The organism is Corynebacterium sp. 74A, from assembly GCF_008930665.1.
Lineage (GTDB): Bacteria > Actinomycetota > Actinomycetes > Mycobacteriales > Mycobacteriaceae > Corynebacterium > Corynebacterium megadyptis.
The window spans coordinates 188680-212613 of the sequence record NZ_PQMG01000005.1; the positions used below are offsets into that span (position 1 = coordinate 188680).

Sequence of the window (23934 nt, forward strand, 5' to 3'; positions counted from 1 at the left end):
ACCGGTTTACCCAGCTGGTAACGTAGAATGCGGCAATTTTTCCCGGACTCCTAGTGTGGAACTTTCTATGACCCTATCGACCGTATTGCTGTTAGTGGCAGCCACCGTGGTGCTGGCTCCACTAGCAGTTCGCTTGGGTGACCGGCTTGCGGGCTGGCCGCTCGCGCTGCTGTTCTTCGCAGCAGCGGGTGTGCTGGCCGCCAAGCTACCGGACATCATTGACGGCGACTCGCCCACCTTCTCCATGACGTGGATCAGCGATTTCGCCGCCACAGGCGTAGATGTAAACCTGAATTTTATTGCGGATCCTCTCAGCACCTTCTTTGCTTTGTTGGCGCTTGTGATCGGCGGCGTGGTCTTCATATATTCCGCCGCCTATCTGCACAACGATGACTTCAACCTCAGCTTCTACTGGCTGATGTCCGCGTTCACCTTCTCCATCCTGCTGCTGGTACTCACCGACGACATCGTGGTGCTGTTCATCGCATGGGAGCTCGTGAGCATGGCCAGCTTCATGCTCATCGGACGCGCCAAGGGATCCAGCGGCCAGATGGGCGCGATCCGCACCCTGATCCTCACCTTCACCGGCGGACTCACCCTCCTGACCGCGGTGGCGATCATGGTGGCCAAGACAGGCACGACCTCCATCAGGGAGATTCTCGCCTCCGACTTCTGGGCGGCGGATCCGAACCTTACTACTGTTTTGGCGGTCTTGGTCGCGGTCTCTGCCTTCACCAAATCCGCCCAGCTGCCCTTCCACTTCTGGCTGCCCGAGGCCATGGCCGCCGCCACCCCCGTGTCGGCGTTCCTACACGCCGCCGCCGTGGTGAAGGCCGGCGTCTATGTGCTCATGCGTTTCTCCGCGGTCTTTGCAGACAACCACACCTGGAATGTGCTGCTGATCTCGGTGGGCATGACTACTGCTGTGATGGCGGCATTCTTCGCCATCCAGAAGACCGACCTGAAGAGCCTCACCGCCTACTCCACCGTCTCCCACCTGGGCTGGATCGTGGCGACAATCGGTGTGGGCACCCCCTTCGCGCTGGCCGCCGCCCTCGTGCACACCCTGGCGCACGGCCTGTTCAAGTCCAGCCTGTTCATGCTCATCGGCGTGGTCGACCACCAGGCCGGCTCCCGCGATATCCGTCGCTTGGGGCCGCTGTATAAGAAGATGCCCTTTACCTTCGCCTCCGCCGCCATCGGCTTGATGTCGATGGCCGCCGTGCCGCCGCTCTTCGGCTTCGTCTCCAAGGAGGGCATGCTGGAGGCCTTCACCGAGGCGCCGCTGACCTCCACGGGCGTGAGCTCACTACTGATCGCGGCCGCGGTGGGCGCATGGTTTACCTTCTCCTACTCCGCACGCTTCTTGTTCGGGGCGTTTATCGACGGCGACCGCTCGGTGGATGACGTCCACGAAGCGCCGGTATCGCTCTGGCTGCCCGCCGCCCTGCCGGGCCTGATGTCGCTGCCGATCGTGTTTGTTCTCGGCGTGCTGGATAAGCCCATCGCCGCCGCCGTGGGGTCGGTCTCCGCCGAGCCGGAGCTACACCTGGCGCTGTGGCACGGGCTGAACACTCCGTTCATGATCTCCATGGGTGTGCTGGCCGCCGGCCTGCTCACCATCATCTACCGCAAGCCGCTCTTTAAGGCGATCGGCGAATACACCTTCGCTCCCTTCACCGGCAACCAGGCGCTCGCCGTGCTCATGGGCTCCGCCGCCGGCTGGGGCAAGGCCGTGGGCCGCATGGCGGATTCCTTCTCGCCCTCTCGGCACCTGGCCCCACCGCTGGTGGTGGTGTGCATCCTCGGCATCATGGTGAGCTTCTTCAGCGGCGGAGTCGATGGCGTTGCCATGCCGCCGCGCGTGGAGGGCACCGATACGCTTATGGACTTGGTGCCACTACTGATCGTGGTGATGTCCGTCAGCGGCCTCATCCGCGCCAAGTCCCGGCTGCACGCAGTAGTGCTTGTGGGCACCGCTGGTGTGGGTGTGACCCTGCAGGTGCTGCTTTTGGGCGCGCCCGACGTGGCACTGACCCAGTTCACCGTGGAAATCCTCATCACCGTCATGATGATGCTGGTGGTGCGCCTGCAACCGCGCTACTTCCACCGGACCTCGGATCGGCGCCGCTACTGGTCGGCCGTGCTGGCAATCGTCACCGGCATTGTCACCTTCCTCGCCGTCTACGGTCTGCTGGCCCGCAATGGCGGCCGCTCCGAGATCGCGCAATGGTACATCGATAACGCCCCCGAGATCTCCGGCGGCACCAACATCGTCGCGGTGATCCTGGTGGAGTTCCGTGCACTCGATACCTTGGGCGAGCTGTCCGTGCTGGGCATGGCCGGCGTGGTCATCTACTCGGTGGTGTACTCGGTGCCGAAGCACAGCTTCCTGCCGGGCACCAAGCCGCCGCGCTTCGGCTTTGAGGATCTCAACGCCACCCCGCTGCGGCACGTGTTCAAGGTTGTCGTCCCCGTCCTCATGGTGCTGTCCGTGCTGATCTTCCTGCGCGGCCACGAGGACCCGGGCGGAGGATTCGTGGCGGCCCTCGTCGCCGGCGGCGCCATCGCCCTCGGCTACCTGGCGAAACCCGCCGACGAGCGCATCGTCAAGCCCAATACGCCCTTCCTGCTCATCGGTTTCGGCATCATCCTGGCGCTCACCCCCGGCTTTTTGGGACTGACGGAAGGCTCCTTCCTCTACGCCATCCACGGCCACATCGGTGACATCCACCTGACCACCTCGCTCATCTTCGACATGGGCATCTACCTGGCGGTGCTCGGCATGATCACCATGGGCATCAACGCCCTCGGTGGCCGCCTACGCCCCGGTGCCTACCCCGGCGATCTCGCCTTCGTCCGCGACGACGAGTCACCCCTGCCCGATGTCAGCTTCGACGAAGACCCCGAGGCGGAACTGACCGACCCAGACTTCCACCACCAGATGGACGTCGAAAAGCAAGAAGGAAAGAAGGTGCACCAGCAATGATCATGGCACTGACCATCGCGGTCCTCGTCGCCGGCGGTGTGTACCTCGTGATGCAACGCGGCATGATGCGCATCGTGCTCGGCATGTCGCTCATCAGCCACGCCGCGAACATCATCATCCTCGTCGCCGGCGTCCCCGCCTACCGCGGCGAAGTCTTTGGCGACCGCACCGACATCGCCGACATGGCCGACCCGCTGCCCCAAGCCTTCGTGCTGACAGCCATCGTGATCACGATGGCCACCGTCACCTTCATGCTGGCGCTCGCAGCACTCGGCCTCGACGACGACACCCGCAACCCCACCGACCCCGAAGCGCCCGCCGCGTGGAACACCGCCGGCCGCAAAGTCCGCACCAACCAATCACCCCGCCGCGCCGAAAAGCTCAAGCAACGCTATAAGCGGCACCTGAAGGATGCGGAGGAAAACGACTAATGGACATTGTTCTTCCGCTGTTTGTTGCGATGCCACTACTGATCGCGGGCATCGCGACACTACTACCCAACAAAACCGCCCGCGACGCCCTGCACCTCATCGTGCCCGCGGGGACCATCATCGCCGGGCTGTGGCTCTTTAGCTACACCGCCGAACACGGCCCCATCGCCCACAACGTGGGCAAATACGTAGGCGGCGTCGCCATCCCCTTCGTGGCCGACCCCTTCTCGGCGGTCATGATCGTCACTACTGCCATCGTGGCACTGGCGGCGAACTGGTTTGCCACTACTGTTGGCGAAACCCGCGCCCGGTTCTATCCGGCGCTCACGCTGATGCTGCAAACAGGTATCAACGGTGCACTACTGACCGGCGACCTGTTCAACTTCTTCGTGTTCATGGAGGTCATGCTGCTGCCCTCCTACGGCTTGCTCGCCATGACCGGCACCTGGTCGCGCATGGCATCGGGCCGACTGTTCGTGCTGGTGAACCTGACCGCCTCGACACTACTGCTCATCGGCGTCGGCATCCTCTACGGTGTCGCCGGCTCGGTGAACATCGCCGCCCTCGCCGGGGCCGGGGCAGGAAACGGCCCCGTGACCGTGGCGCTCGGCATCGTAATGATCGCCCTCGCCATCAAGGCCGGCGTGTTCCCCGTGCACACCTGGCTCCCGCGCACCTACCCAGGATCCTCGGCGGCAGTCATGGCGCTGTTCTCCGGTCTGCACACCAAGGTGGCGGTGTACATGATCTTCCGCATCTACACCGTGATCTTCGACCTCGACGACCGCTGGAACGCCCTCATCATCGTGGTGATGGTGGCCTCCATGCTCGTCGGCGGCTTTGCTGGCCTCGCCGAGCACACCATCCGGCGCGTGCTCGCCTACCAGATGGTCAACGGCATGCCTTTCATCCTGGTCATGCTCGCTTTCACCACCCTGGACCCGCAGCGCGCACTCGCCGCCGGCCTGCTCTACGCCCTGCACCACATGATCACCATCGGTGCCCTCACCCTCACCTCCGGAGCGATCGAGGAAACCTACGGCACCGGTCGGATCATTCGGCTCTCCGGGTTGATGCGGCGCGATCCGCTCGTAGCCGCCATCTTCGCCGCCGGCTCCTTCTCCATCGTCGGCTTCCCGCCACTATCAGGCCTGTGGGGCAAGCTCTTCATCATGGCCGAGGTGGCGCGCCCCGCCACTACTGCCTCGTGGATCGTGATCACCACCATCATCGTGGCCTCCATGGGCGCACTACTGAGCATGCTGCGCGTGTGGCGGAAGGTGTTCTGGGGTAAGCCGATGCAGACCTCCGAGTTCCCCGCCGACTACGTGATCGCGAAACCGATCATCGCGCCGGCCGCCGTCATGATCCTGCTGTCCTTCGCCATGTTCATCTTCGCCGGCACCATGTTTGATGTGGTGCTCACCGCCAGCGAGGGACTACTGGACGTGAGCAGCTACCAGCAGGCAGTCCTAGACAACTTCGATCAGGCCGTCGGCGTCGTCGCCGGGGCGGCAGGATAGGACAACAATGCACTGGATTAGCTACACCATCTGGTTGATTGGCCAAGTGATTGCGTCGGCAAGCAAAGTCGCAATCGACACGGTACGCATCAACAACACCCAAGACCCGATCATCGTCAACTACCCCGTGCGGGTCACCGGTGAATGGGAGCGCACGCTGTTCTCCACCTCCATCACCATGACCCCAGGCACCCTATCCGTGGGCTTCCGGCCCGTCGACGTCATAGACGGCGCCGAATCCGAATCTGGCTACATCCTGCTCGTGCAGGCCGTGTACGGATCCGATCCCACCGAAGTGATCGCCGACCTCGCGCACATGGAAGAAAAACTGGCGCCCCGCGTCAAAGACACACCCCTGCACTACAGCGCATGGATGTATGCCGGCAACGTCGGCGATGGCTACCGCAACGATATTGACTTCCCGCTCGCGGAACTCGACGAAAACAGCGCCAAAAGCAAAGAGCAAAAGCGCGTCGACCGCGTCAAACAAGCCCGTATCGAGGCCGCCAAACGGCAACAGCAGCAGAAAGGAGACAAGAAATGAGCGTTCTTGAGATCATCTGCTACCTCGGCATAGCCGCCTTCACCATCGCACTGACCATTGCGCTATCGCTCGCCATCCGCTCCCAGGACCCGGGCACACGCGCACTACTGGCCGACATGGTGTTCTACTGCATGCTGGGCATCTACCTCATCTGGACTCTCACGCACCCCGTATCCATCGCCTATGAGGTAGCCATCCTAGCCTCGATCATGGGTGCGCTCACTACTGTTTCGCTCGCCCGCATCCTTTCGAAAGGCAGGAGGTAGTCATGACCATCAGCGACATTATCGTCGGAGCCCTCGTGCTCTTGGCCGCATTCATTGCCATGGTTACCGTGCGTTCCATTTGGGAGGCCAAGGATGCGCTGACCCGCGTGAATCTTTTGAGCCCGCTCACGGGAGTAGCACTACCACTGCTGATTATCGCGAACTTGGTGAACGACTTCTCCACCAAGGGGTTTGACCCCAATAACCTCGTTCGCGCCATCATTTCGATCGCTTTCCTGCTGGCAGTAGTAAGCGTCTCCAGCTTCTACCTCGCCCGCGCCATCTACGGCGTCTCGGTGGATGACCGCGTGCGCCTGGCCAAGGAGCGTTCCTCCCAGCAGGAGGACGATGCGCCTGCTGAAGGCTCCGCCGCTGAGCCCGATCCGCAGGTGTCTGAACAGTAGTCCCGTTCTCACCACCAACCCCCAAGGAATCCTGATCCTTGGGGGTTGTTTCGCTCGCACCTGAAGCCCCACCGCATTCTGGGCGCGGAGGGGCTGAGGCGACTAAGGGGTTAGCTCGCGGGTGGTTCACACCCGGGCGGCCATGGTTGGTGGCGGATGCGTCTGCCGGCGGAGCGGGAGGCGGCGTATCCGTTGTTGATGTTCACCGATGGGTTCGGGGTGCCGCGGGCGGTGCCGACGATTCCGGTGTGGGGGTCGCGGCGGGCGTGGTGTCGCCGCGGGTCGCGGTGGGTATCGTCGTTGTCGGTGTGGTGGGTGCGGCATCTCGCGGTGAGGTTTTCTATGTCAGTAGTGCCGCCGTGTTCCCACGCAGTGATGTGGTGGATGTCGGATCGCGACAGCGGTGTGGAACAGCCCGGGTGGGAGCACACCCCTTCGGAGGCGAAGAGGGCGAGTCGTTGGGCGAAGGTGGCGGTGCGACGCATGCGGCCGACGCGCAGCGCCATCCCGGTGGAGGGGTCGTGGATTACGTAGAAGCCGTATTTGTTGGCCCCGAGTTCTTCGATCTGGTCGAGGGTGAGGTTGATTCCGGTGTTGGTGGGCAGGGTGTAGCCGGCGGCGATGAGGTCCTCGCGGTCGAAGTCTTTGGCGGAGAAGCTGAACACCATGGCGCTGCTACGGCTGGTGTCGCCCCGGTTCATTACGGCGCAGGCGGCGTCGGCACTGCGCTGGTCGAAGGTGCGGGTGTCGCCGTGGGGCCGCGGTTTCCGGAGTTCGGCGTCGAGTTGTGCTTTGAAGTCGGCAATGGCGGCGGCGGGGAGTTTGGCGTTGATGGAGCAGGTGCCGTCTTCGTCGGTGCGGGTAATGCGGAAGAAGCGCTTGCGGCGGCCGCGTTCGGGGTTAGCACCGAGCCGAGCGTTGAGGGCGCGGACGCGTTCGATGGCGGCGGCGCGCACGTCGGCGTAGCTATGGGTGGCGGCGTAGGTGACGAGCTGATTGCGCAGGGTTTCGCGGATCAGGGCGTTGTCGGTTTTGAGTTTGGCGAGTTTCGTTTCGATGACGGTGCGGGTTTCGGCGGAGATGAGGGCCCGGCGCAGGAGTTGTTCGCTGGCAGTGCGTAGCTCGGCGGCCTCCGCCCGGTGGGCGCGGACCTCGTCGTTCTCCTCGGTGGTGTCATCCACCATAGGCCCGTAGAGCCGGTGCGCTTGGGTGGAGACAGTAGTGGCACGGCTGCGGGACCAGCCGAAGTCTTCTTCGAGCACCCGCACGGATTTCCCTGTTCCGGCGACCACGCTGGATAGCCCGTTGGCGAGCCGGTGCGCGAGCAGCACGTCGATGTGTGCTTTAAGTCCCATGAGCGCATCCATGGCGACAATCTCGTCCCACTGCTCGGCGATCTCGGCGTCACTGGCCGTAGTGAGCACCGATTCGGCGGCCTCGAGGGCGGCGGCGAGATCGGCGCGAGCGCGCTGCAGGGTGGTCATGGCTCACATCGTGGCCCAGCCGCCCCGCGTTGTCATCACGCTGCGCGCTTATCGACGCCATCCTGTGCATAACCCGTTTTTTCATCCACAGCCTCTAGCCGAGCAGCATCACCCAGCCGAGGATGCCGGTGAGTACCACGATGGGGATGGCCACGGATACTACTGCTATGTCTTTGTAGGATTGCCGGTGCGTCATTCCGCATACGAGCAGCATCGTGAGCACCGCGCCGTTGTGTGGCAGGGAGTCGAAGGACACCGAGGCCATGGCCATGAGCCGGTGCAGCAGCTCGGGGTCGATGTTTTGTTGCGCTGCCAGCGCCGCTAGGTCGGGGCCGAAGGCTTCGAGGGTAATGGATAGTCCGCCGGAGGAGGAGCCGGTGACTCCGGAGATCGCGGCCACCGAGGTGATGCCGACCAAGATGGCGTTGTTGGCGAGCTCGAAGATGGCGTCGCGAAGCACCGCGAATACGGCAAGGGAGGCCACCACCGCGCCGTAGCCCACCTCGGAGGCAGTAGTAAGCGCGGGAAGGATCGCGTTTTTGGCGCCTTCGGATAGGTCTGCCACTAGCTCGGATAGGTGCCGGAAGCGCATTGCCATGATCAGCAGGATGCCCGTGGCCAGCGCCACCACGACGCTCCACAGTCCCCGGACGGCGTCGATGGTGGTGGAGCCGTATTTCTCTGAGTCCAGGTAGGAGAAGTCCATGGCGTCGCTGAGGACGTAGATGAAGAGGAAATTCATCACGATCACTACTGCAATGGGCAGCAGCCCGCGCAGTCCGCGCAGCGCCACGTGCTCGGTGTTCGAAACAGTAGTGTCCTCGGGTTCATCGTCGCCGAAGGGTTCCCCAGCGCGGATGAGCGCCCGGGCGCGGCGGTTAAGCCACGCCATACCGAGCGCGAACATGGCGATAGAGCCGATGAGCCCCACGACGGGCGCCGCGTAGCCGGTGGTGCCGAAGTAGCGGGTGGGGATGACGTTGTGTACCTGCGGGCTGCCGGGCAGGGCGGCGATGGCGAAGGTGATGGTGCCGAGCGCCAGCGCCGCTGGCATGAGCCTTTTGGGGATCCCGGCCTGCCGAAACAGGGGCGTGGCAATGGGCACGATAGTGAAGGCCACCACCCAGGCGCTCACACCGCCGTAGGTGAGTAAGGCGGTGGCGAGCACGGTGGAGAGGATGGCGCGCTGCGGGCCGAAGAGCGCCGAGATGCCACGGGCGAGGTCCGCGGCGAGTCCAGAGCTGGTCATGAGCCGGCCGAAGATCGCGCCACTGAGGAAGAGCGGGAAGAAGCTGATAATGAACCCGCCGAGCGCCGGCATGAAAATCTGGGTGTAGGTGGCCAGTAGTGGGGCTCCGGACAGTAGTGTCGCGAGCAGTGCCGCGATGGGGGCGACGATGATCACGGAGTGCCCGCGGTACGCGAGCACGAGAAGCACGCCCAGGGAGAGGAAGATTCCGCTGAGTCCGAGTACCATGTTTTCTGCCTTTCTGGGCACCGGCGCTGGCCGGTGTACTTATAATGCGGGGCATGAGCACTGATTCGGCGAATGCCCGCACCCGCATTCTGGTGGTGGCCCGCGAGATGTTTGCGGAGAGCTCTTTCGCGGCGGTGTCGTTGAAGGAGATCGCCCGGGTGGCGGAGGTGTCGCCGGCGCTGATCGTGAAGCATTTTCACAGCAAGGAGAACCTGTTCGCGGCTACTCTCGATTTTTCGGAGTCGGCGCGGGCGCTGTTTGCGGGTCCTTTTGTCCGGCTGGGTGCCACCGCGATCGAGGAGACGCTGACGGCACCGTGGGCCGCTCCTTATTCGATTGTGCGGGCGCTGACGATCGCGGATGGTTCCTTGGCGTCGCTGCAGGCGATCGGTGAGCGTATTCAGCGCGATATTTTGCAGGTGCTCACTGACCGCATCACGGCGGAGGCCCCGCATCCTTATCCCGCGCCGCGGTTGCGCGCCCAGGCGGCGATGTCCCTGCTCACGGGCTTATCGTTGATGCGCCGCTGCGGGGATGTGGAGTTTGCCTCCTTCCCCCACGAGCAGCTGGTGGGCTTCTATGCCACACAGCTGCAGTCGCTTATCGACGGCCACCCGCAGCCACGCTAACTACTGCGCCGCACGCACCTGGTTGATCACCACGGAGAAGTCCCGCTCCCCTTCCCCGGCGTCCTGCAGCTGGGTGAATAGCTCGAGGGCGTGCCGCCCCAGCTGGGTGTCGGTGCTGGTCTGGGTGGCGGAGTCGATGGCCAGCGCGAGGTCTTTGCAGATGAGGTTGGTGGAGAAGCCGGCGGCGAAGTCCCTATTGGCGGGGGCGCTATCGACCACATCGGGCACGGGGCAATTGGTAGTGAGCGCCCAGCAGCTGCCGGTGGAGTGCGAGACCACGTCGAAGAAGGCGCGGGGGCTGAGACCGAGTCTTTCGCCGAGCACCATGCCCTCGGCGATGGCGATCTGCTGGATGCCCAGGATCATGTTGTTGCACAGTTTGGCGGCCGCGCCGGCGCCGGGGCCGCCGCAGTGGGTGAGGGATGCACCCATGACCTCGAGCACGGGGCGGGCCTGCTCCACGGCCTCGGTCTCGCCGCCGACCATGAAAGCCAGCTTCCCGGCGCGGGCGCCCACCACACCTCCGGAGACGGGGGCGTCGATGTAGCGGTGCCCAGCCGCGGCCGCGGTGGCGGCGTTGCTGGTGGCTTCGTCGACGCCGATGGTGGAGGAATCAATAAAGAGCGCGTTGCCGGGGTGCTCGCCGATGATCTCGCGGAGGGTGGCGTCGACAAGCGTGCCGTTGGGGAGCATGGTGATGATGATGCTGGCGTCGCGGGCGGCGGCAGCGGCGGAATCGTGGACGTCGATCCCGGCTGAGCGGGCGGCGGTGATGGCCGGTTCCATCACGTCGAAGCCGGTGACGGTGTAGCCGGCGGCGTGGAGGTTGCTGGCCATGGGCCCGCCCATGTTGCCGAGGCCGATGAAAGCGATGGTGGTCATTGCTCTCTCCTTCTCTCTTTAGTCCACGACCGGCATCACGAAGTGGGAGCCGGAGTGGGGGGTGATGGCGGCGTCGTCACGCGTCCAGCGGGAGGTGACGGTTTTGGTCTTGGTGTAGAAGCGGAAGGCGTCGGGGCCGTGCTGGTTGAGGTCGCCGAAGCCGGAGGCCTTCCAGCCGCCGAAGGTGTGATAGGCGATGGGCACGGGGATGGGCACGTTGATGCCCACCATGCCCACCTGGATGCGCTGGGCGATATCGCGGGCGGCGCCGCCGTTGCGGGTGAAGATGGACACGCCGTTGCCATAGGCGTGCTCGGTGGGCAGGCGCAGGGCCTCGTCGATGCTGTCGGCGTGGACGATGGTGAGCACGGGGCCGAAGATCTCGTCGGTGTAGATCGACATCTCGGGGGTGACGTGGTCGAAGAGGGTGGGCGCCAGGTAGTAGCCGCCGCTGAGGTCCTCGCCCTGGAAGCTGCTGTCGGTGGCGCCGCGCTCGCGGCCATCGACGACAAGCTCGGCACCGGCCTCCACTCCGGCGTCGATATAGGAGCGCACTCGCTCCACCGCGGAGGCGGCCACCAGCGGGCCATAGTCGGCGTCCGGGTCGAGGCAGTGGCCCACCTTGAGGCCTTCGATGCGTTCCACCAGTTTCTCGCGCAGCGCGGTGGCGGTCTCCTCACCCACGGGCACGGCCACGGAGATCGCCATGCAGCGCTCGCCGGCCGAGCCATAGGCGGCGCCCACCAGGGCGTCGGCCACCTCGTCGAGGTTGGCGTCGGGCAGGATGAGCATGTGGTTCTTGGCGCCGCCGAAGCACTGGGCGCGTTTGCCGGTCTCGGCGCAGCGGGTGTAGATGTACTGGGCAATCGGGGTGGAGCCGACAAAGCCGACCGCTTGGATCACCTTGGAGTCGAGGAGGACATCCACCGCTTCCTTATCGCCGTGCACCACGTTGAATACCCCGTCCGGCCCGCCGGCCGCGGTGAACAGCTCGGCCAGCTTCAGGGGCACGGAGGGGTCGCGCTCGGAGGGCTTGAGGATGAAGGCATTGCCGGCCGCGAGTGCTGGGCCGGCCTTCCACAGCGGGATCATGGCGGGGAAGTTGAAGGGGGTGATCCCGGCGACTACGCCAAGCGGCTGGCGCATGGAGTAGGTATCCACCCCAGTGCCCACCGAGTCGGAGAACTCGCCTTTGAGGAAGTGCGGGGCACCGAGGGATACTTCCACCACCTCGAGGCCGCGTTGGACATCGCCTTGGGCGTCGGCGAAGGTTTTGCCATGCTCCAGCGACAGTGCGGTGGCCAGCTCATCCATGTGCTCGTTGATCAGCCGAATCCACTCCATGAGCACCCGCATGCGCTTTTGTGGGTTCAGCGCGGCCCACTCGGGCTGGGCGACGCGGGCGTTAGTGATGACTTCCTGCACATCGGCGGTGCTGGCCAGCCGCACCTGGGCTTGGACAGTGCCGGTGGAGGGATTCATCACGTCCTGGGTGGCAGTGGAGCTGCCCGCCCATTCGCGGCCACCGACGTAGTGGTTGATGGTCTTCATAGGAGTCTCCTTACTACTGTGCGAAAGTGCTATACACCACACCGTAGTGAGTCCTTCATCACATTCCTAGCGTTTATGCGATGGTGAACACCATTTACCCCAGACGCGAAAAACCCGCCCCCGGTACACAGGGGCGGGCATCACGCGCAGTTTTAGCTCTGGGTGAAGAGCTCCTTGACGCGCTGAGAAAGGTGGGGATCCACCTTGGCCCAGTACTCGTAGACCTGCTGCTCTACCTGCTCGCTCACCCCGGCCATGGCGCGGGCAATATTGCCGGCCATGCGCTCGCGGGCGGCGTCGTCAAGCACCTCGCGATAGAGAAGACCGGCCTGGGCAAAGTCATCATCCTCGGGGTGCTGCACATAGGCGCCGCGGGTGAAGTCGGTGCCGTGGGTCTCATCCCACAATCCGAGATCCCCAGCCACACCCACGGTCACGCCGGAACCGGAGGTCTCCTTATCATCGTCCGTACCGGCGCCCTTGGCGTAGGCGTTCGGGGAGTAGACGGGATCGGAAGGATCATTGAACTCATAGGCCATCGCGCCATCCTTGGCGTAGGTATTGACCTCGTTCAACGGGCGGTTAACCGGCAGGTGGTGGGCATTGGCGCCCACGCGGTAGCGGGCCGCATCGGCATAGGCGAAGCTACGGGCGATGAGCATCTTGTCCGGGCTGAAGCCGATGCCACGCACCAGATTGCTGGGCTCGAAGGAGGCCTGCTCGATCTGGGCGAAGAAGTTCTTCGGGTTGCGGTTGAGCTCGAAATAGCCGACATCAATGAGTGGATAATCCTTCTGGGACCACACCTTGGTGAGGTCGAAGGGGTTCCAGCGATAATCCTCGGCCTCGTCGAGGGGCATAATCTGCACCTTCACGTCCCAGCGCGGATAGTCGCCACGCTCGATGGCGTTGAAGAGGTCCTCGCGGGAGGTATCGGCATTGGCGCCCACGGCGGCCTCCGCCTCCTCATCGGTCCAGAACTCCCAGCCCTGCTGGGTCTTGAAGTGGTACTTCACCCAGAAGCGCTCGCCGTCCTCATTCACCCACTGGTAGGTGTGGGAGCCGAAGCCGTCCATATGGCGGAAGTTCGTGGGGATACCACGATCGCCCATGAGATACGCCACCTGGTGGGCGGACTCCGGGGTGCGGGTCCAGAAGTCCCACTGCATATTGGCATCGCGCAAGCCGGTATCGGGCAGGCGCTTCTGGGAGTGAATGAAGTCTGGGAACTTTATCCCGTCGCGAATGAAGAACACCGGGGTGTTATTGCCCACGAGGTCATAGTTGCCCTCCTGGGTGTAGAACTTCAGGGCGAAGCCGCGCACATCGCGCCAGCCGTCCGGGGAGCCCTGCTCGCCAGCCACGGTGGAAAAACGCGCCAGCATCGGGGTGACGCGCCCCGGCTGGAAAAGATCGGCGCAGGTATAGCGGGACACATCCTCGGTGATGTGCAGCTCGCCGAAGGCGCCGGAGCCCTTAGCGTGCACGACACGCTCGGGCACGCGCTCGCGGTTGAAGTGGGCAAGCTTCTCCAGCAGGTGCACGTCGCGCAGGTCGACGCTGCCTTGCTGGCCCTGTGTGACGGAGTGGTTTTCACTGCTCACAGGGGCGCCATTCAGGCGGGTGGTCTGCTCGCCGCCGGGGGTGCGGGCACCACCATTGACGATGGAATCTAGGTCAGAATTGTGCTGTTCAGCCATAGCTCCTCCTCAAAGGAATTTTTATAGGCATCGTCTAATTGATGCCTGATACTTAATAACTATACCCATAGTATCAGAATTTCCAATTAATCACCGGATAACCCATAGGCATTACCGAAGCCAAGCCTTAGTTCGCGATCCGTTTTGCTAGGATCATCAGGTATGAGACCACCCGCCGGCGCAGGGAACCCCGAGCGCGATGACGAGCACGTCACCGAGCTCGCACTCGCCGCTGGGCGCGGCAATAAAGCCGCCCTCACGGAGTTCATTCAGGCCACCCAAGCAGATGTCTGGCGCCTACTCGCCCATCTCGCCGGCCGCGATCACGCTGATGACCTCACCCAGGAAACCTATCTTCGCGTGATGAAGGCGCTGCCGAAGTTCGCCGCCAAGTCCAGCGCCCGCACCTGGCTGCTCTCCCTCGCCCGCCGCGTCTGGGTCGATAGCGTGCGCCACGATATGGCGCGCCCCCGCAAATCCATCACCGAAATCGATGATGTCCCTCGCTCCACCACCCCGGCCGCCTTGCCCGAGTGGATCGATGCGCGGATGGTGATTGAAAAACTCCCCCCAGATCGACGCGAGGCCCTCATCCTCACCCAGGTACTGGGCTATAAATACGAGGAGGCAGCCAAGATCGCAGGCTGCCGCGTCGGCACCATCCGCTCCCGGGTGGCGCGCGCCCGACAGGACATCATCGCCGCCACCGCCACCCAGGATTCCCCCGCGCGCAGCTCCTAGCGCTTGGCTGCGTAGTAGCGCCCCATGAACTCATCACGGAACTCGTAGTAGTAGCCGCCCTGCAGCGACGCCCGGATACGATCCACCAGCCCCACCATGAAGTAGAGGTTGTGCATGGTGCAGAGGGTGCCGGCCAAAAACTCTTTGGCCTTGAGCAGATGGTGGATATAGGCGCGGGAGTAGTTCTCGCTCACATAGCCGCCGAGCTCCTCGTCGATGCCGCTAAAGTCGCGCTTGAAGCGGGCGGCGGCCAGATTCATCCGGCCATCGAGGGTATAGACCCCGCCGCGCCGCCCCAGCCGCGTCGGCGCCACGCAGTCGAAGGTATCGGCCCCGGACTCCACGGCGGTGAAGATATCGTCCGGCTCGGAAATGCCCAAGAGATGGCGGGGGCGATCCTCCGGCAGCTCATCGCACACCCAGCCAACGATGGTGCCCAGATTCTCCTTCTCCAGCGCCCCACCAATGCCATAGCCGCCGAAACCGCGCTGGCCCTGTTCCTCCTGCTCATTCGACAGCTGCACCAGCCCCCGAGCGGCCTGGCGCCGCAGGTCCTCATATTGGGCGCCCTGCACCACGCCCCATAGTGACTGTTCCGGCCGGTGCTGGCGCTCCTCGGAGAGCCGCTCGTGCTCGAGCAGGCAGCGCTGCGCCCAGCGGTGGGTACGCGCCACCGACTGCTCCTGATACTCGCGGGTATCCACTAGGGTGGTGAGCTCATCGAAGGCGAACATGATGTCCGCGCCCAGCTGATGCTGGATCTGCATGGACACCTCGGGGGTGAAGCGGTGCTTCGAGCCATCGATAATGGAACGGAAATCCACGCCGTCCTCATCCACCAGCGCCATGCGGTCCTTCTTCCGGGCGCGAATATCCCCCGCATCAAGCCCAGAGGTATCCATGGCCAGCACCTTTTTAAATCCCACGCCGAGACTCATCACTTGGAATCCGCCGGAATCGGTATACGTGGGCCCGTGCCAGTTCTCGAAGGCGGCCACGCCGCCGGCCTCGTCCACAATATCGGGGCCGGGCTGCAGGTAGAGGTGATAGGCGTTCGAGAGAATCGCCTGCGCCCCGCTGAGCCGAATCTGCTCTGGGGTGAGGGTTTTCACGGTGGCTTTCGTGGCCACGGGAATAAACGCAGGCGTGGCAATATCGCCGTGCGGGGTGTGAATCACCCCGGCGCGGCCGTGCTGGCCCTCGAGGCGACTGGTGACATCAAAGTAGTTCATGGCTATAGCTCTTTTCCTGCTTATCGACGCCCACTCGCCGTCGATTCCATCTCTTTTTCTAGGCTAGTTCCCTCCACATCCAACGAGGGCAGGATGCGATCGAGCCAGCGCGGCATCCACCAGGTGGCCCGGCCCAAAAGGAACATGGTGGCAGGCACGAGGGCCATGCGGATGAGGAAAGCGTCGACAAGCACGGCGACACCGAGGGCGAAACCGAAAATCTTCACGAAGGGCAGCGGCTGGGAGATATTGGCGAAAAAGACCGCCATCATAATCAGCGCGGCAGCGGTGACCACGCGCGAGCCCAGCAGGAAGCCCTGGACGGTGGACGCATCCACCAAGCTGAAGGGAGTGGTGTTCTCCTCGGGGTGTTTCTGCAATTCGATATAGCGTTCCCGCATGCGGGTGACGAGGAAGACTTGATAGTCCATCGCGAGGCCGAAGGTGACGCCGATGAGGAAGATCGGCATGAAGGAAATGATCGGCCCGGGTGTGTCCACGATGCCCCACAGCCCCTGCTGCCAGAAGAGGATGGTGGTGCCGAATGCGGCGCCGACGCTGAGCAGGAAGCCGAGACCAGCGACCAGCGGCACCATGAGCGAGCGGAAGACCATGAGCAACAAGACGATGGCCAGGCCCACCACCACGGAGAGATAGATGGGCATGGCGTGGTCGAGCTTGGTGGTCACATCCTGCTGCACGGCGGTCAGGCCGGTAATGCCGATCTCGATGCCGAGGCTGCGGCGCAGGTCCTCGGCCTGGGCGCGCAGTGCGTGCAGCAGCTCGGTGGAGAGCGGATCATTGGGGCCCAGCCGCGGGGTCACCAGAACCTGAGCGGAGGTGCCGGCCTTATTCACCCGCACCACCTGGGCGTGGGCCACATCGGCGTTGGCGTTAAATTTCTCCGCCGCCATCTGATAGGTCAGCGGCGCCAGTTGCTCCACCCCGGCATCCTCCGGGATCCCGGCGGCGGCGCGATAGGAGTTCAGCGCCGCGGCCTGGGTGTTCATATCGCTGACATCCATGACCACGAGGAAGGGGGCGTTTTTGCCCTCGCCGAAGCCTTCCGCCAAGAGCTCGGCCGACTTGCGCTGGGTGGTATCGCGCTCCGCCACCGAGTCCGAGGGCAGCGCCAGATCGAGGTGCGTGACGGGAATGCTCAAGGCGCTCAGGCCGATGGTCACGGCCGCCAGCACCAGCGCCGGATAGCGCTGCACCTTCGTGATATAGCGATAGGCCAGCCCAGAGCTGCGCTGATAGGAGGGGCCCGCCGTGCGCTTGGTGGAGCGCAGCCCGGGGATCTTCAACCCAAATACGCGCCCCTTGAGTACGCCCAGCAGGGCGGGGATGAAGGTAAGGGCGATCAGCACCGACACAAACACCGTCGCCGCGGCGGCAATACCCATCCAGGAAAGGAAGGGAATCTTCGCCAGGGTGAGCGCCGCCAGGGCGATAATCACGGTCAGGCCGGCAAAGACCACCGCCGAACCGGCCGTGCCCAGGGCCATGCCCGCGGACTCCTCCAGGGATTGCTCCTCGCCCTTCTCGTCCAACTCGGCGCGATAGCGAGAAAGAATAAAGAGGGCATAGTCGATGCCCACGGCCAGGCCGAGCATGAGCGCCAGCACGGGCGTGATGTTATTCAGATCCACCACGGCAGTACCCAGCACAATGCCGAGCGCGCCAATGCCCACGCCGATCACCGCGGTAATCAGCGGCATGCCGGCGGCCACCACGGAGCCGAAGGTAAACAGCAGCACGATCAGCGCCACCCCGAGACCGATCATCTCGGACTTAGACTGCACCTCAATGGGCTCGGCGAAGCCCGGGCCGCCCGCTTCCACGGTGATTCCCGCCTCGCGGCCGAGCTCGATGGCCTTATTCACCGCATCGCGCTGCTCCTGGTTCACATCCCCCGGCGCGGGGGCATCGAAGGCGAAGCGGGTGGTGCCGATGGTGCCATCATCGCTGAGCACGCGAAGGAAATAGGCATTGGTTTCCGCGAGTTCGCGGGGCAGGCCCTTCTCCACGGATTGCTCCACCACGCCCTCGATGAGCTTGGGATTGACATCCACGGGGTTGCCGAAGGTGCGCTCCTCGGCGGCTTCGGGCAGATCCGCGCGCAGGGAGTCAATCACCTTCTGGATGGCCTCGTGATTCTTCGGATCCGCCAGCTTCTCGCCCGGCGGGGCCTGGAACACCAGATCCACGTCGGTGGCGAAGCCAGGGGAGACACCGCCTTCGAAGTTGTGCTCCATCATCTGCCCCGCCTCACTGGAGGGCATATCGGGGATGGAGAAGGCATCATCGAAGCCGTCTTGGAAGGCCACGGCGCTCACGCCGACGGCCGCTAGAATGCCCACCCACAGCAGAACCACGATCCACTTCAACCGAAAACACAGTTTGCCGAGGTGATACAAAAACTTCGCCACAGTATCTTCTTTCCGCTTCTTCTCCAGCGTGGGGTTCGCTCGGCCAGCGCACAACGCGGCGGCACTGTCTCACTCATGCTAGTAAACAACATGGACACGTACGTAACAGCACGGTTTTTAGATACGCTGAACACTACGATGACTTCCTCCTCTGGGCGGCGCCGCCGCGAACCCCCTCTGCCCGTCAAGGATGGCCTCTCCCCGTCCCGCGTCCGCCTGCCGGACACTCCGCGCGGGGCGGTGAGCGCCCTCGAGTTCCTCACCGATGTGGTGCTCAACCAGCGCCACCGCCACCCCGAGGACGATGAGGCGGCCATACTCGCCCGCTTCCGCCGCGGCGAAGTGGTCTCCCCCACCGGCCGCGCCTACGCCCCGCAGGACATGGTGAGCGTGGGCGCCGATCTGTGGTTCTATCGCATCCCCGCCCCAGAGCCGCCCATCCCCTTCGACTGCCCTATCCTGCACCACGATGAGAACCTGCTGGTGGTGCACAAACCGGCGTTTCTTTCCACCATGCCGCGCGGGCGCCACATCACTGAAACCGCCACGGTGCGGCTGCGCCGTCGCACTGGCAACATGGATGTGGTGCCGGCCCACCGCCTCGACCGGCTCACCTCGGGAATCCTCATGTTCACCACCCGCCCCGAGGTGCGCGGCGCCTACCAGCGGCTCTTCGCCGAGCGGGCCGTGGACAAGCGCTACACGGCCATCGCGCCGCTGCGCGCGGAGATCACCCCTGGCACGGTGTGGCGCTCCCATATCCACAAAACCCCAGGTGAGATCCAGGCCGTGGAACTGCCCGGCGCGGCGATCAACGCGATTACCGAGGTGCGGGCCGTGACCCCGCTCAGCGCCGCCGAGCAGCAGCGCCTCGAAGCCGACTATGGCCCCCAGCCGCCCCTGGCCCGCTATGAGCTGCACCCCCACACCGGCCGCACCCACCAGCTGCGCCTCCACATGACCGCGGCCGGGGCGCCGATCCTCGGCGATCCCTTCTATCCCACGGTCGCAGCCGACGAGCCCGAGAACTACGCCACGCCTCTGCAGCTGTGTTCCACCCATCTGGCGTTCACCGATCCTTTCACCGGCCAGCGGCGTAGATTTAGCACCAGTACGGCGGGACATGCAGCGAGTGAGCGTCGATAAGCGCCGTGAATACGATCCATTGACCCCGGTAGAGAGCGAGGACCCCATGCCCACCATCCCCGCGGCCCGCGCCGTGAACCTATACAAATCCTATGGTGAGGGCAGCGCCCAGGTGGTGGCGCTGAACCATGTCACCGTGGAATTCGAGCGCGGCCGCTTCACCGCGATCATGGGCCCGTCTGGGTCCGGAAAATCCACGCTCATGCATTGCATGGCCGGGCTCGATGCCCCGAGCAGCGGCGAGACCTATATCGGAGAGACCGAGCTCTCGCAGCTTAACGACGCCGCCCTCACGAATCTGCGACGCGACCGCCTAGGGTTTGTCTTCCAGTCCTTCAACCTGGTGCCCACGCTCTCCGCGGCGGAGAACATCACCCTGCCGGTGGGGATCGCCGGGCAGCGCGTCGATGAAGCATGGTTCACGGAGGTCACCGAGCGGCTCGGGCTGAAGGATCGACTGCGCCACCAGCCCTCCGAGCTCTCCGGCGGGCAGCAACAGCGCGTGGCCGTCGCCCGCGCCTTGGTGTCGCGGCCGGATATCATCTTTGGCGATGAACCCACCGGCAACCTCGATTCCAACTCCTCCACCGAGGTGCTGCGGATTCTGCGGGCGGCGGTGGACGAGCTCAACCAGACCGTGGTGATCGTCACCCACGACTCGGCGGCGGCCGCCTATGCGGACCGGGTGATCTTCCTCGCCGATGGCAGCATCCGCGATGACATCACCGAGCCCACCACCGAGAAGATCATGTCCATCATGGCCGGGATCGAGGGCCGGTAGATGGCGACACCGACCATGACGCCGCCGCGCATGCGCACGATCTCGCTGCGCTCGGTGGCCGCGCATAAGCTCCGGCTGCTGCTGACGGTGCTCGCCGTGGTACTCGGCACCGCCTTCGTGGCCGGCTCCTCCATGTTCACCTCGACCCTGTCCTCCTCCCTGAACTCGGCGCTGACCACCGCCTTCGACGATATTGATGTGGTGGTCGCCGGCACCGAGCGCTCTCCCCAGGGAATCCCCTTCGCGGAGGTGGATAAGCTGCGCGCCCGCCCAGATGTGCGCGCCGTGTCCATCCAAGGCCGCGACTCCAGCGTGATCCTCACCGACCCCGACGGCGCCCGCATCCAGAGCGGAGCGGTCCCCACCCAGGCCATTGCCCTCGTGCCACCGGAGACTCTCCACGGCGAGGACATCCCCAGCCAGGGCAGCATCGTCGAGGGCGCACGGCCCAGCGCGGCGGGGCAGATCGCCATTAACAGCAATGCCGCCGAGCGCGGCGGCATCTCCATCGGCGATCACGTGACCGTGCTGGTCCCCGATACCCGCCTCGACGCAGAGGTCACCGGCATCTACGAGGCCCCCTCCGACCAAGCGGGCTGGCTCTCCATTGCGCTCCGGGAGCAGGACTATCGCGCCCACTTCACCGATGGGGAGCATGCCCAGCTCGCCGCGCTGACACTGCAGGACCCGGACGCCGCCGAGAGCGTGCAATCCGAGCTTGCCGACGCCCTGCCGAACTTCATGGTCAGCACCGGGCAGCACCTCGTAGACCAAGCCAATGAACGTATCGAGTCCGCCCTCTCCTTCGTCACCTACTTCCTGTGGGCATTCGCCGGCATCGCGCTGCTGGTGAGCACCTTCATCATCTCCAATACCTTCGCCATGCTGGTGGCCCAGCGCAACCGTGAATACGCGCTGCTGCGGGCCTTGGGCGCCTCCGCCACGCAGATCACCCGCTCCGTGGTGGCGGAATCCGTGGTGGTCGGACTCGTGGGCTCGCTGCTTGGCGTTCTCGCCGGTGTGGGGCTCGTGCGGCTGATCACCTGGCTGCTCAATCGCTCCGACGCGGGCCTGCCCGATGCTGGCGTATCGCTCACCCCCACCACGATCATCGCTCCGGTTATCGTGGGCCTGGTGGTCACTGTGCTCTCGGCGTGGGCGCCGGCGCGCAAAGCCGGGTCCATTCACCCCGTCCAAGCCATGCGGCCGCAGCCGCCCACCCGCGCCTCGTTGAAGTGGCGCACCCTGGCCGGCGCCGCGGCGCTACTGAGTGGCGCTGTGCTGTGCGTGGTCTCGGTTCTCATCGACACCGAGGCCCTGCGCATACCGCTGTCCTTGGTGGGTGCCGGAACCCTAGCGCTGGTGCTAGGACTATGGCTGGCCGGGCCGGCGCTTTCCATTCCCCTGGTGGGTGGATTGGGCCGGATCCTCGGCGCCCCCTTCCGCACGGTGGGCCGGTTGGCGGCCACCAACTCGCAGCGCAACCCGCACCGCACTGCGGCCACCGCCTTCTCCCTCACCCTGGGGCTGATCATGGTCTCATCTATCGGCATGCTGGCTGCCTCTATGCAGCGCTCCACCGAGGACATCGTGGACGATTCCATCACCGCCGACTTTGTGCTCACCGGCGAACGCGGCGCCGGAATAAGCATGCCGCAGGACACCGCGGAGCGCGTCGCCGCCCTGCCCGAGGTGGACTCCATATCGGTGGTCTCCGCCGGCCCCTTCATGGTCAATGACGTGTCCATGGGCAATGACTTCGGGCCGCCCACCACCCCGGTGGCCGACAATTCCATGCTGGATAGCGTGAATTTCACCGCGGTGGACGGCGAAATCAACCTTGACGCCCCAGGCCTCATCATCAGCAAAACTGCCGCGGACCTCGCGCAAGTGGGACTGGGCGATAGGGCTCGGGTGAGTATCCGCGGCCAAGAAAGCTTCGTGGAGGTGCCGGTGACGGCCCTAGTAGATTCCTCCACCTTGTACGCCGGCGTTCTCTCTCGGGCGAGCGCCGCGGAACTCATCGATCAGACCGGCCTGGTGCCCCAAGAGATCTATGTGCACTCCGCGGCGGGCTTTAGCCCCGCCCAGGTGCGGGCGGCGCTGGACAAGGAGGTCGATCGGGATCTGGTGACCTCGGTCAAGGATCCCGATGAGGTGAAGGGGCAAGCCGCCAGCGAGGTGCGGGGCATGCTCTCCATTCTCTACGGGCTGCTGGCGCTGGCGGTGATCGTGGCCATTCTGGGCATCGTGAATACCCTCGCGCTCTCGGTGATCGAGCGCCGCCAAGAGATCGGCATGCTGCGGGCAGTCGGCATGCAGCGCCGACAGGTGCGCATCATGTTCTATCTCGAATCCGCGGTAATCGCCCTCTATGGCGCCGTCGTCGGTGCCGTTGTCGGCATCGCCGTGGGCTGCGCCTTCCTCGAGAATCTTAAAGACACCGGTCTTACGGCGATCGTCATCCCCTGGGGCACCGTCGGGATCATGCTCGCCGGCTCCATGCTGGTCGGCGTGCTCGCTGCCCTCTGGCCGGCGGCGACGGCCGCGCGGACGCGCCCGCTCGAGGCGATCACGGACTAGCGCCACGACATCGATCAGGGGCCGGACGCGAACTCATCACATCCGGCCCCTTCTAGTCTCTCTTTGGGCGAATTAAGAGACGGTGGTCGAGCCCACGGTCGGCAGCACCGTGCAGCTATCCTCGCCGTAGGCCGTGGTGCCAGCAATCGCGGCAATCACGGGGCCGGAGCCGGTGTTCACCAGCGCCGAGGTCTGGGCGTGCACATTCGCACCGAGGAAGCTCTCATCCAAGGCGTTCACTCCGCCCTTCATGGTCTTCAGATTCAGCCACGCCACCTTCATATCCGTGCCCTTCACCGTCGGCGCGAGACGCTCATCCACGCTGAAGACGTGGAAGTACGCGTGCTCGGCGGGGATATGAGGGTTCAGGAGATTGCCCTTGCCTAGCAGCGGCCCAGCACCATAGTTGGGGCCGGGTTGCACGGTTGCCAGTGCACCGGTCACCGGCAGATCGCCGATACCGCAGCCGAGCACGGGAGCGGGATAGTAGAACTTGCTCTTCTCCGTGGAGTCCCCGCGCTGCACGGCCTTGGTCTCCGTGACTCCCTGCGGGAGTGTAGAGGACAGCGCCGAGAGGTCAGTATCCTCAGCCTCATCCATGACGGCCGCGATGGCCTGCTGTATCTCCTCCGACTGGCTACTAGCCAAGTCGAGCAGCGTATCGACGTTCACTCCACCCGGCTGCGCCAAATCGATGGAGGGAATCTGCACCTCGGCCTGGGCGGGCTGCACCCCGGCGAAAGCGATTCCGACGGCCGCGAGGACTGCGGCGAGGGTCTTGCTGTGTGCCATAAATCAACCTTTGTATTAGGAACCAGCGCCGAGCCACGACAGCCCGCCAGCTAGCGAGAAACATATTCTTACGCTCACGAATATTACTACAGTAAACTTCTGTGAACTAATGTTTATTTCGTGACATAATATTCATGCTGGCGTCAGGGATGTGCAGGCATGCCTGAAGGCGGGGGAGGAGGTGAATGGTGTGTTCGCCTTCTCCCCCGCCTTGGGGTTATGTGAAGTTTTAGGTCGGCGGTGACTTACTCTCCCACACCCTCCCGGGTGCAGTACCATCAGCGCTGTCGGGCTTAGCTTCCGGGTTCGGAATGGGACCGGGCGTGTCCCCGATGCTATAACCACCG

At 64.4% G+C, this 23934-nt stretch carries 19 protein-coding genes and 1 rRNA gene; 11 read left to right on the plus strand and 9 right to left on the minus strand.

The features are described 5' to 3' along the window. Positions 1 to 67: 67 nt before the first annotated feature. The 6 genes from GBB11_RS08930 to GBB11_RS08955 are packed head-to-tail and all read left to right on the plus strand — an operon-like array spanning position 68 to position 6157. The gene (locus GBB11_RS08930; protein WP_151549693.1) at positions 68 to 2989 is read left to right on the plus strand and encodes a DUF4040 family protein; all 2922 of its coding nucleotides are present in this window, start codon (positions 68 to 70) and stop codon (positions 2987 to 2989) included. Next, positions 2986 to 3420, plus strand: coding sequence for a sodium:proton antiporter (locus GBB11_RS08935; protein WP_151549694.1), 435 nt, complete (start codon positions 2986 to 2988; stop codon positions 3418 to 3420). Before GBB11_RS08930 ends, GBB11_RS08935 begins: the two co-directional genes overlap by 4 nt. Beyond that, positions 3420 to 4943, plus strand: a complete 1524-nt coding sequence (locus GBB11_RS08940) for a monovalent cation/H+ antiporter subunit D family protein (RefSeq protein WP_151549695.1) — start codon at positions 3420 to 3422, stop codon at positions 4941 to 4943. Before GBB11_RS08935 ends, GBB11_RS08940 begins: the two co-directional genes overlap by 1 nt. A 7-nt stretch (positions 4944 to 4950) precedes the next feature. Next, positions 4951 to 5487: a monovalent cation/H+ antiporter subunit E gene (locus GBB11_RS08945; RefSeq protein ID WP_151549696.1), complete on the plus strand. Its 537-nt coding sequence runs from the start codon at positions 4951 to 4953 to the stop codon at positions 5485 to 5487. Then, positions 5484 to 5753 (plus strand): cation:proton antiporter, encoded by a 270-nt coding sequence (locus GBB11_RS08950; protein WP_151549697.1) that lies wholly within the window; start codon positions 5484 to 5486, stop codon positions 5751 to 5753. Before GBB11_RS08945 ends, GBB11_RS08950 begins: the two co-directional genes overlap by 4 nt. A 2-nt stretch (positions 5754 to 5755) precedes the next feature. Next, positions 5756 to 6157, plus strand: a complete 402-nt coding sequence (locus GBB11_RS08955) for a Na+/H+ antiporter subunit G (RefSeq protein WP_151549698.1) — start codon at positions 5756 to 5758, stop codon at positions 6155 to 6157. Positions 6158 to 6267: 110 nt separating this feature from the next. Here GBB11_RS08955 and GBB11_RS08960 read toward each other — a convergent pair whose 3' ends face one another. Beyond that, a complete protein-coding gene (locus GBB11_RS08960) occupies positions 6268 to 7641 on the minus strand; it encodes an HNH endonuclease signature motif containing protein (RefSeq protein ID WP_151549699.1) in 1374 nt (457 codons plus the stop codon). Between the two features lie 94 nt (positions 7642 to 7735). Further along, entirely contained in the window at positions 7736 to 9118 is a 1383-nt protein-coding gene (locus GBB11_RS08965) for a GntP family permease (RefSeq protein WP_151550471.1), read from the minus strand. A 53-nt stretch (positions 9119 to 9171) separates the two neighbouring features. Here GBB11_RS08965 and GBB11_RS08970 point away from each other — a divergent pair, with 53 nt between their 5' ends. Further along, positions 9172 to 9747 (plus strand): TetR/AcrR family transcriptional regulator, encoded by a 576-nt coding sequence (locus GBB11_RS08970; protein ID WP_151550294.1) that lies wholly within the window; start codon positions 9172 to 9174, stop codon positions 9745 to 9747. On the opposite strand, the gene mmsB is transcribed toward GBB11_RS08970, so the two are convergent. The 3 genes from mmsB to GBB11_RS08985 all read right to left on the minus strand — a co-directional run bounded on the left by mmsB (position 9748) and on the right by GBB11_RS08985 (position 13880). Further along, a complete protein-coding gene (gene mmsB / locus GBB11_RS08975; protein ID WP_151550295.1) occupies positions 9748 to 10629 on the minus strand; it encodes a 3-hydroxyisobutyrate dehydrogenase in 882 nt (293 codons plus the stop codon). A gap of 18 nt (positions 10630 to 10647) precedes the next feature. Next, the gene (locus tag GBB11_RS08980) at positions 10648 to 12180 is read right to left on the minus strand and encodes a CoA-acylating methylmalonate-semialdehyde dehydrogenase (protein WP_151550296.1); all 1533 of its coding nucleotides are present in this window, start codon (positions 12178 to 12180) and stop codon (positions 10648 to 10650) included. Between the two features lie 152 nt (positions 12181 to 12332). Then, positions 12333 to 13880 carry a catalase gene (locus GBB11_RS08985; RefSeq protein WP_151550297.1) on the minus strand — a complete coding sequence of 516 codons (1548 nt, stop codon included), beginning with the start codon at positions 13878 to 13880 and terminating at the stop codon, positions 12333 to 12335. 162 nt (positions 13881 to 14042) lie between these two features. Here GBB11_RS08985 and GBB11_RS08990 point away from each other — a divergent pair, with 162 nt between their 5' ends. Next, on the plus strand, positions 14043 to 14621 hold the full coding sequence (locus GBB11_RS08990) for an RNA polymerase sigma factor (protein WP_151550298.1): 579 nt from the start codon (positions 14043 to 14045) through the stop codon (positions 14619 to 14621). On the opposite strand, the gene tgt is transcribed toward GBB11_RS08990, so the two are convergent. Further along, positions 14618 to 15853 carry a tRNA guanosine(34) transglycosylase Tgt gene (gene tgt, locus GBB11_RS08995; RefSeq protein WP_151550299.1) on the minus strand — a complete coding sequence of 412 codons (1236 nt, stop codon included), beginning with the start codon at positions 15851 to 15853 and terminating at the stop codon, positions 14618 to 14620. The genes GBB11_RS08990 and tgt overlap by 4 nt on opposite strands. Before the next feature lie 20 nt (positions 15854 to 15873). Then, on the minus strand, positions 15874 to 18285 hold the full coding sequence (locus tag GBB11_RS09000; protein ID WP_151550300.1) for an MMPL family transporter: 2412 nt from the start codon (positions 18283 to 18285) through the stop codon (positions 15874 to 15876). 138 nt (positions 18286 to 18423) lie between these two features. On the opposite strand from GBB11_RS09000, the gene GBB11_RS09005 reads away from it, so the two are divergent. From GBB11_RS09005 to GBB11_RS09015, 3 genes are read left to right on the plus strand one after another with little or no spacing between them, the layout of a single operon-like run. Continuing rightward, positions 18424 to 19431, plus strand: a complete 1008-nt coding sequence (locus GBB11_RS09005; protein ID WP_151550301.1) for a pseudouridine synthase — start codon at positions 18424 to 18426, stop codon at positions 19429 to 19431. After that, positions 19409 to 20212, plus strand: a complete 804-nt coding sequence (locus GBB11_RS09010; protein WP_370513528.1) for an ABC transporter ATP-binding protein — start codon at positions 19409 to 19411, stop codon at positions 20210 to 20212. Before GBB11_RS09005 ends, GBB11_RS09010 begins: the two co-directional genes overlap by 23 nt. Further along, the gene (locus tag GBB11_RS09015) at positions 20213 to 22795 is read left to right on the plus strand and encodes an ABC transporter permease (protein ID WP_151550302.1); all 2583 of its coding nucleotides are present in this window, start codon (positions 20213 to 20215) and stop codon (positions 22793 to 22795) included. 72 nt (positions 22796 to 22867) lie between these two features. Here the strand turns inward: GBB11_RS09015 and GBB11_RS09020 are convergent, their stop codons facing one another. After that, the gene (locus GBB11_RS09020) at positions 22868 to 23587 is read right to left on the minus strand and encodes a hypothetical protein (RefSeq protein WP_151550303.1); all 720 of its coding nucleotides are present in this window, start codon (positions 23585 to 23587) and stop codon (positions 22868 to 22870) included. 232 nt (positions 23588 to 23819) lie between these two features. After that, positions 23820 to 23934, minus strand: a 5S ribosomal RNA gene (gene rrf, locus GBB11_RS09025); the annotation flags it as partial.

Bases quoted from the DNA above. Each gene is read 5' to 3' on its own strand.
- GBB11_RS08930 (WP_151549693.1), top strand. From the start codon at position 68: ATGACCCTATCGACCGTATTGCTGTTAGTGGCAGCCACCGTGGTGCTG.
- GBB11_RS08935 (WP_151549694.1), top strand. From the start codon at position 2,986: ATGATCATGGCACTGACCATCGCGGTCCTCGTCGCCGGCGGTGTGTAC.
- GBB11_RS08940 (WP_151549695.1), top strand. From the start codon at position 3,420: ATGGACATTGTTCTTCCGCTGTTTGTTGCGATGCCACTACTGATCGCG.
- GBB11_RS08945 (WP_151549696.1), top strand. From the start codon at position 4,951: ATGCACTGGATTAGCTACACCATCTGGTTGATTGGCCAAGTGATTGCG.
- GBB11_RS08950 (WP_151549697.1), top strand. From the start codon at position 5,484: ATGAGCGTTCTTGAGATCATCTGCTACCTCGGCATAGCCGCCTTCACC.
- GBB11_RS08955 (WP_151549698.1), top strand. From the start codon at position 5,756: ATGACCATCAGCGACATTATCGTCGGAGCCCTCGTGCTCTTGGCCGCA.
- GBB11_RS08960 (WP_151549699.1), bottom strand. From the start codon at position 7,641: ATGACCACCCTGCAGCGCGCTCGCGCCGATCTCGCCGCCGCCCTCGAG.
- GBB11_RS08965 (WP_151550471.1), bottom strand. From the start codon at position 9,118: ATGGTACTCGGACTCAGCGGAATCTTCCTCTCCCTGGGCGTGCTTCTC.
- GBB11_RS08970 (WP_151550294.1), top strand. From the start codon at position 9,172: ATGAGCACTGATTCGGCGAATGCCCGCACCCGCATTCTGGTGGTGGCC.
- mmsB (WP_151550295.1), bottom strand. From the start codon at position 10,629: ATGACCACCATCGCTTTCATCGGCCTCGGCAACATGGGCGGGCCCATG.
- GBB11_RS08980 (WP_151550296.1), bottom strand. From the start codon at position 12,180: ATGAAGACCATCAACCACTACGTCGGTGGCCGCGAATGGGCGGGCAGC.
- GBB11_RS08985 (WP_151550297.1), bottom strand. From the start codon at position 13,880: ATGGCTGAACAGCACAATTCTGACCTAGATTCCATCGTCAATGGTGGT.
- GBB11_RS08990 (WP_151550298.1), top strand. From the start codon at position 14,043: ATGAGACCACCCGCCGGCGCAGGGAACCCCGAGCGCGATGACGAGCAC.
- tgt (WP_151550299.1), bottom strand. From the start codon at position 15,853: ATGAACTACTTTGATGTCACCAGTCGCCTCGAGGGCCAGCACGGCCGC.
- GBB11_RS09005 (WP_151550301.1), top strand. From the start codon at position 18,424: ATGACTTCCTCCTCTGGGCGGCGCCGCCGCGAACCCCCTCTGCCCGTC.
- GBB11_RS09010 (WP_370513528.1), top strand. From the start codon at position 19,409: ATGCAGCGAGTGAGCGTCGATAAGCGCCGTGAATACGATCCATTGACC.
- GBB11_RS09015 (WP_151550302.1), top strand. From the start codon at position 20,213: ATGGCGACACCGACCATGACGCCGCCGCGCATGCGCACGATCTCGCTG.
- GBB11_RS09020 (WP_151550303.1), bottom strand. From the start codon at position 23,587: ATGGCACACAGCAAGACCCTCGCCGCAGTCCTCGCGGCCGTCGGAATC.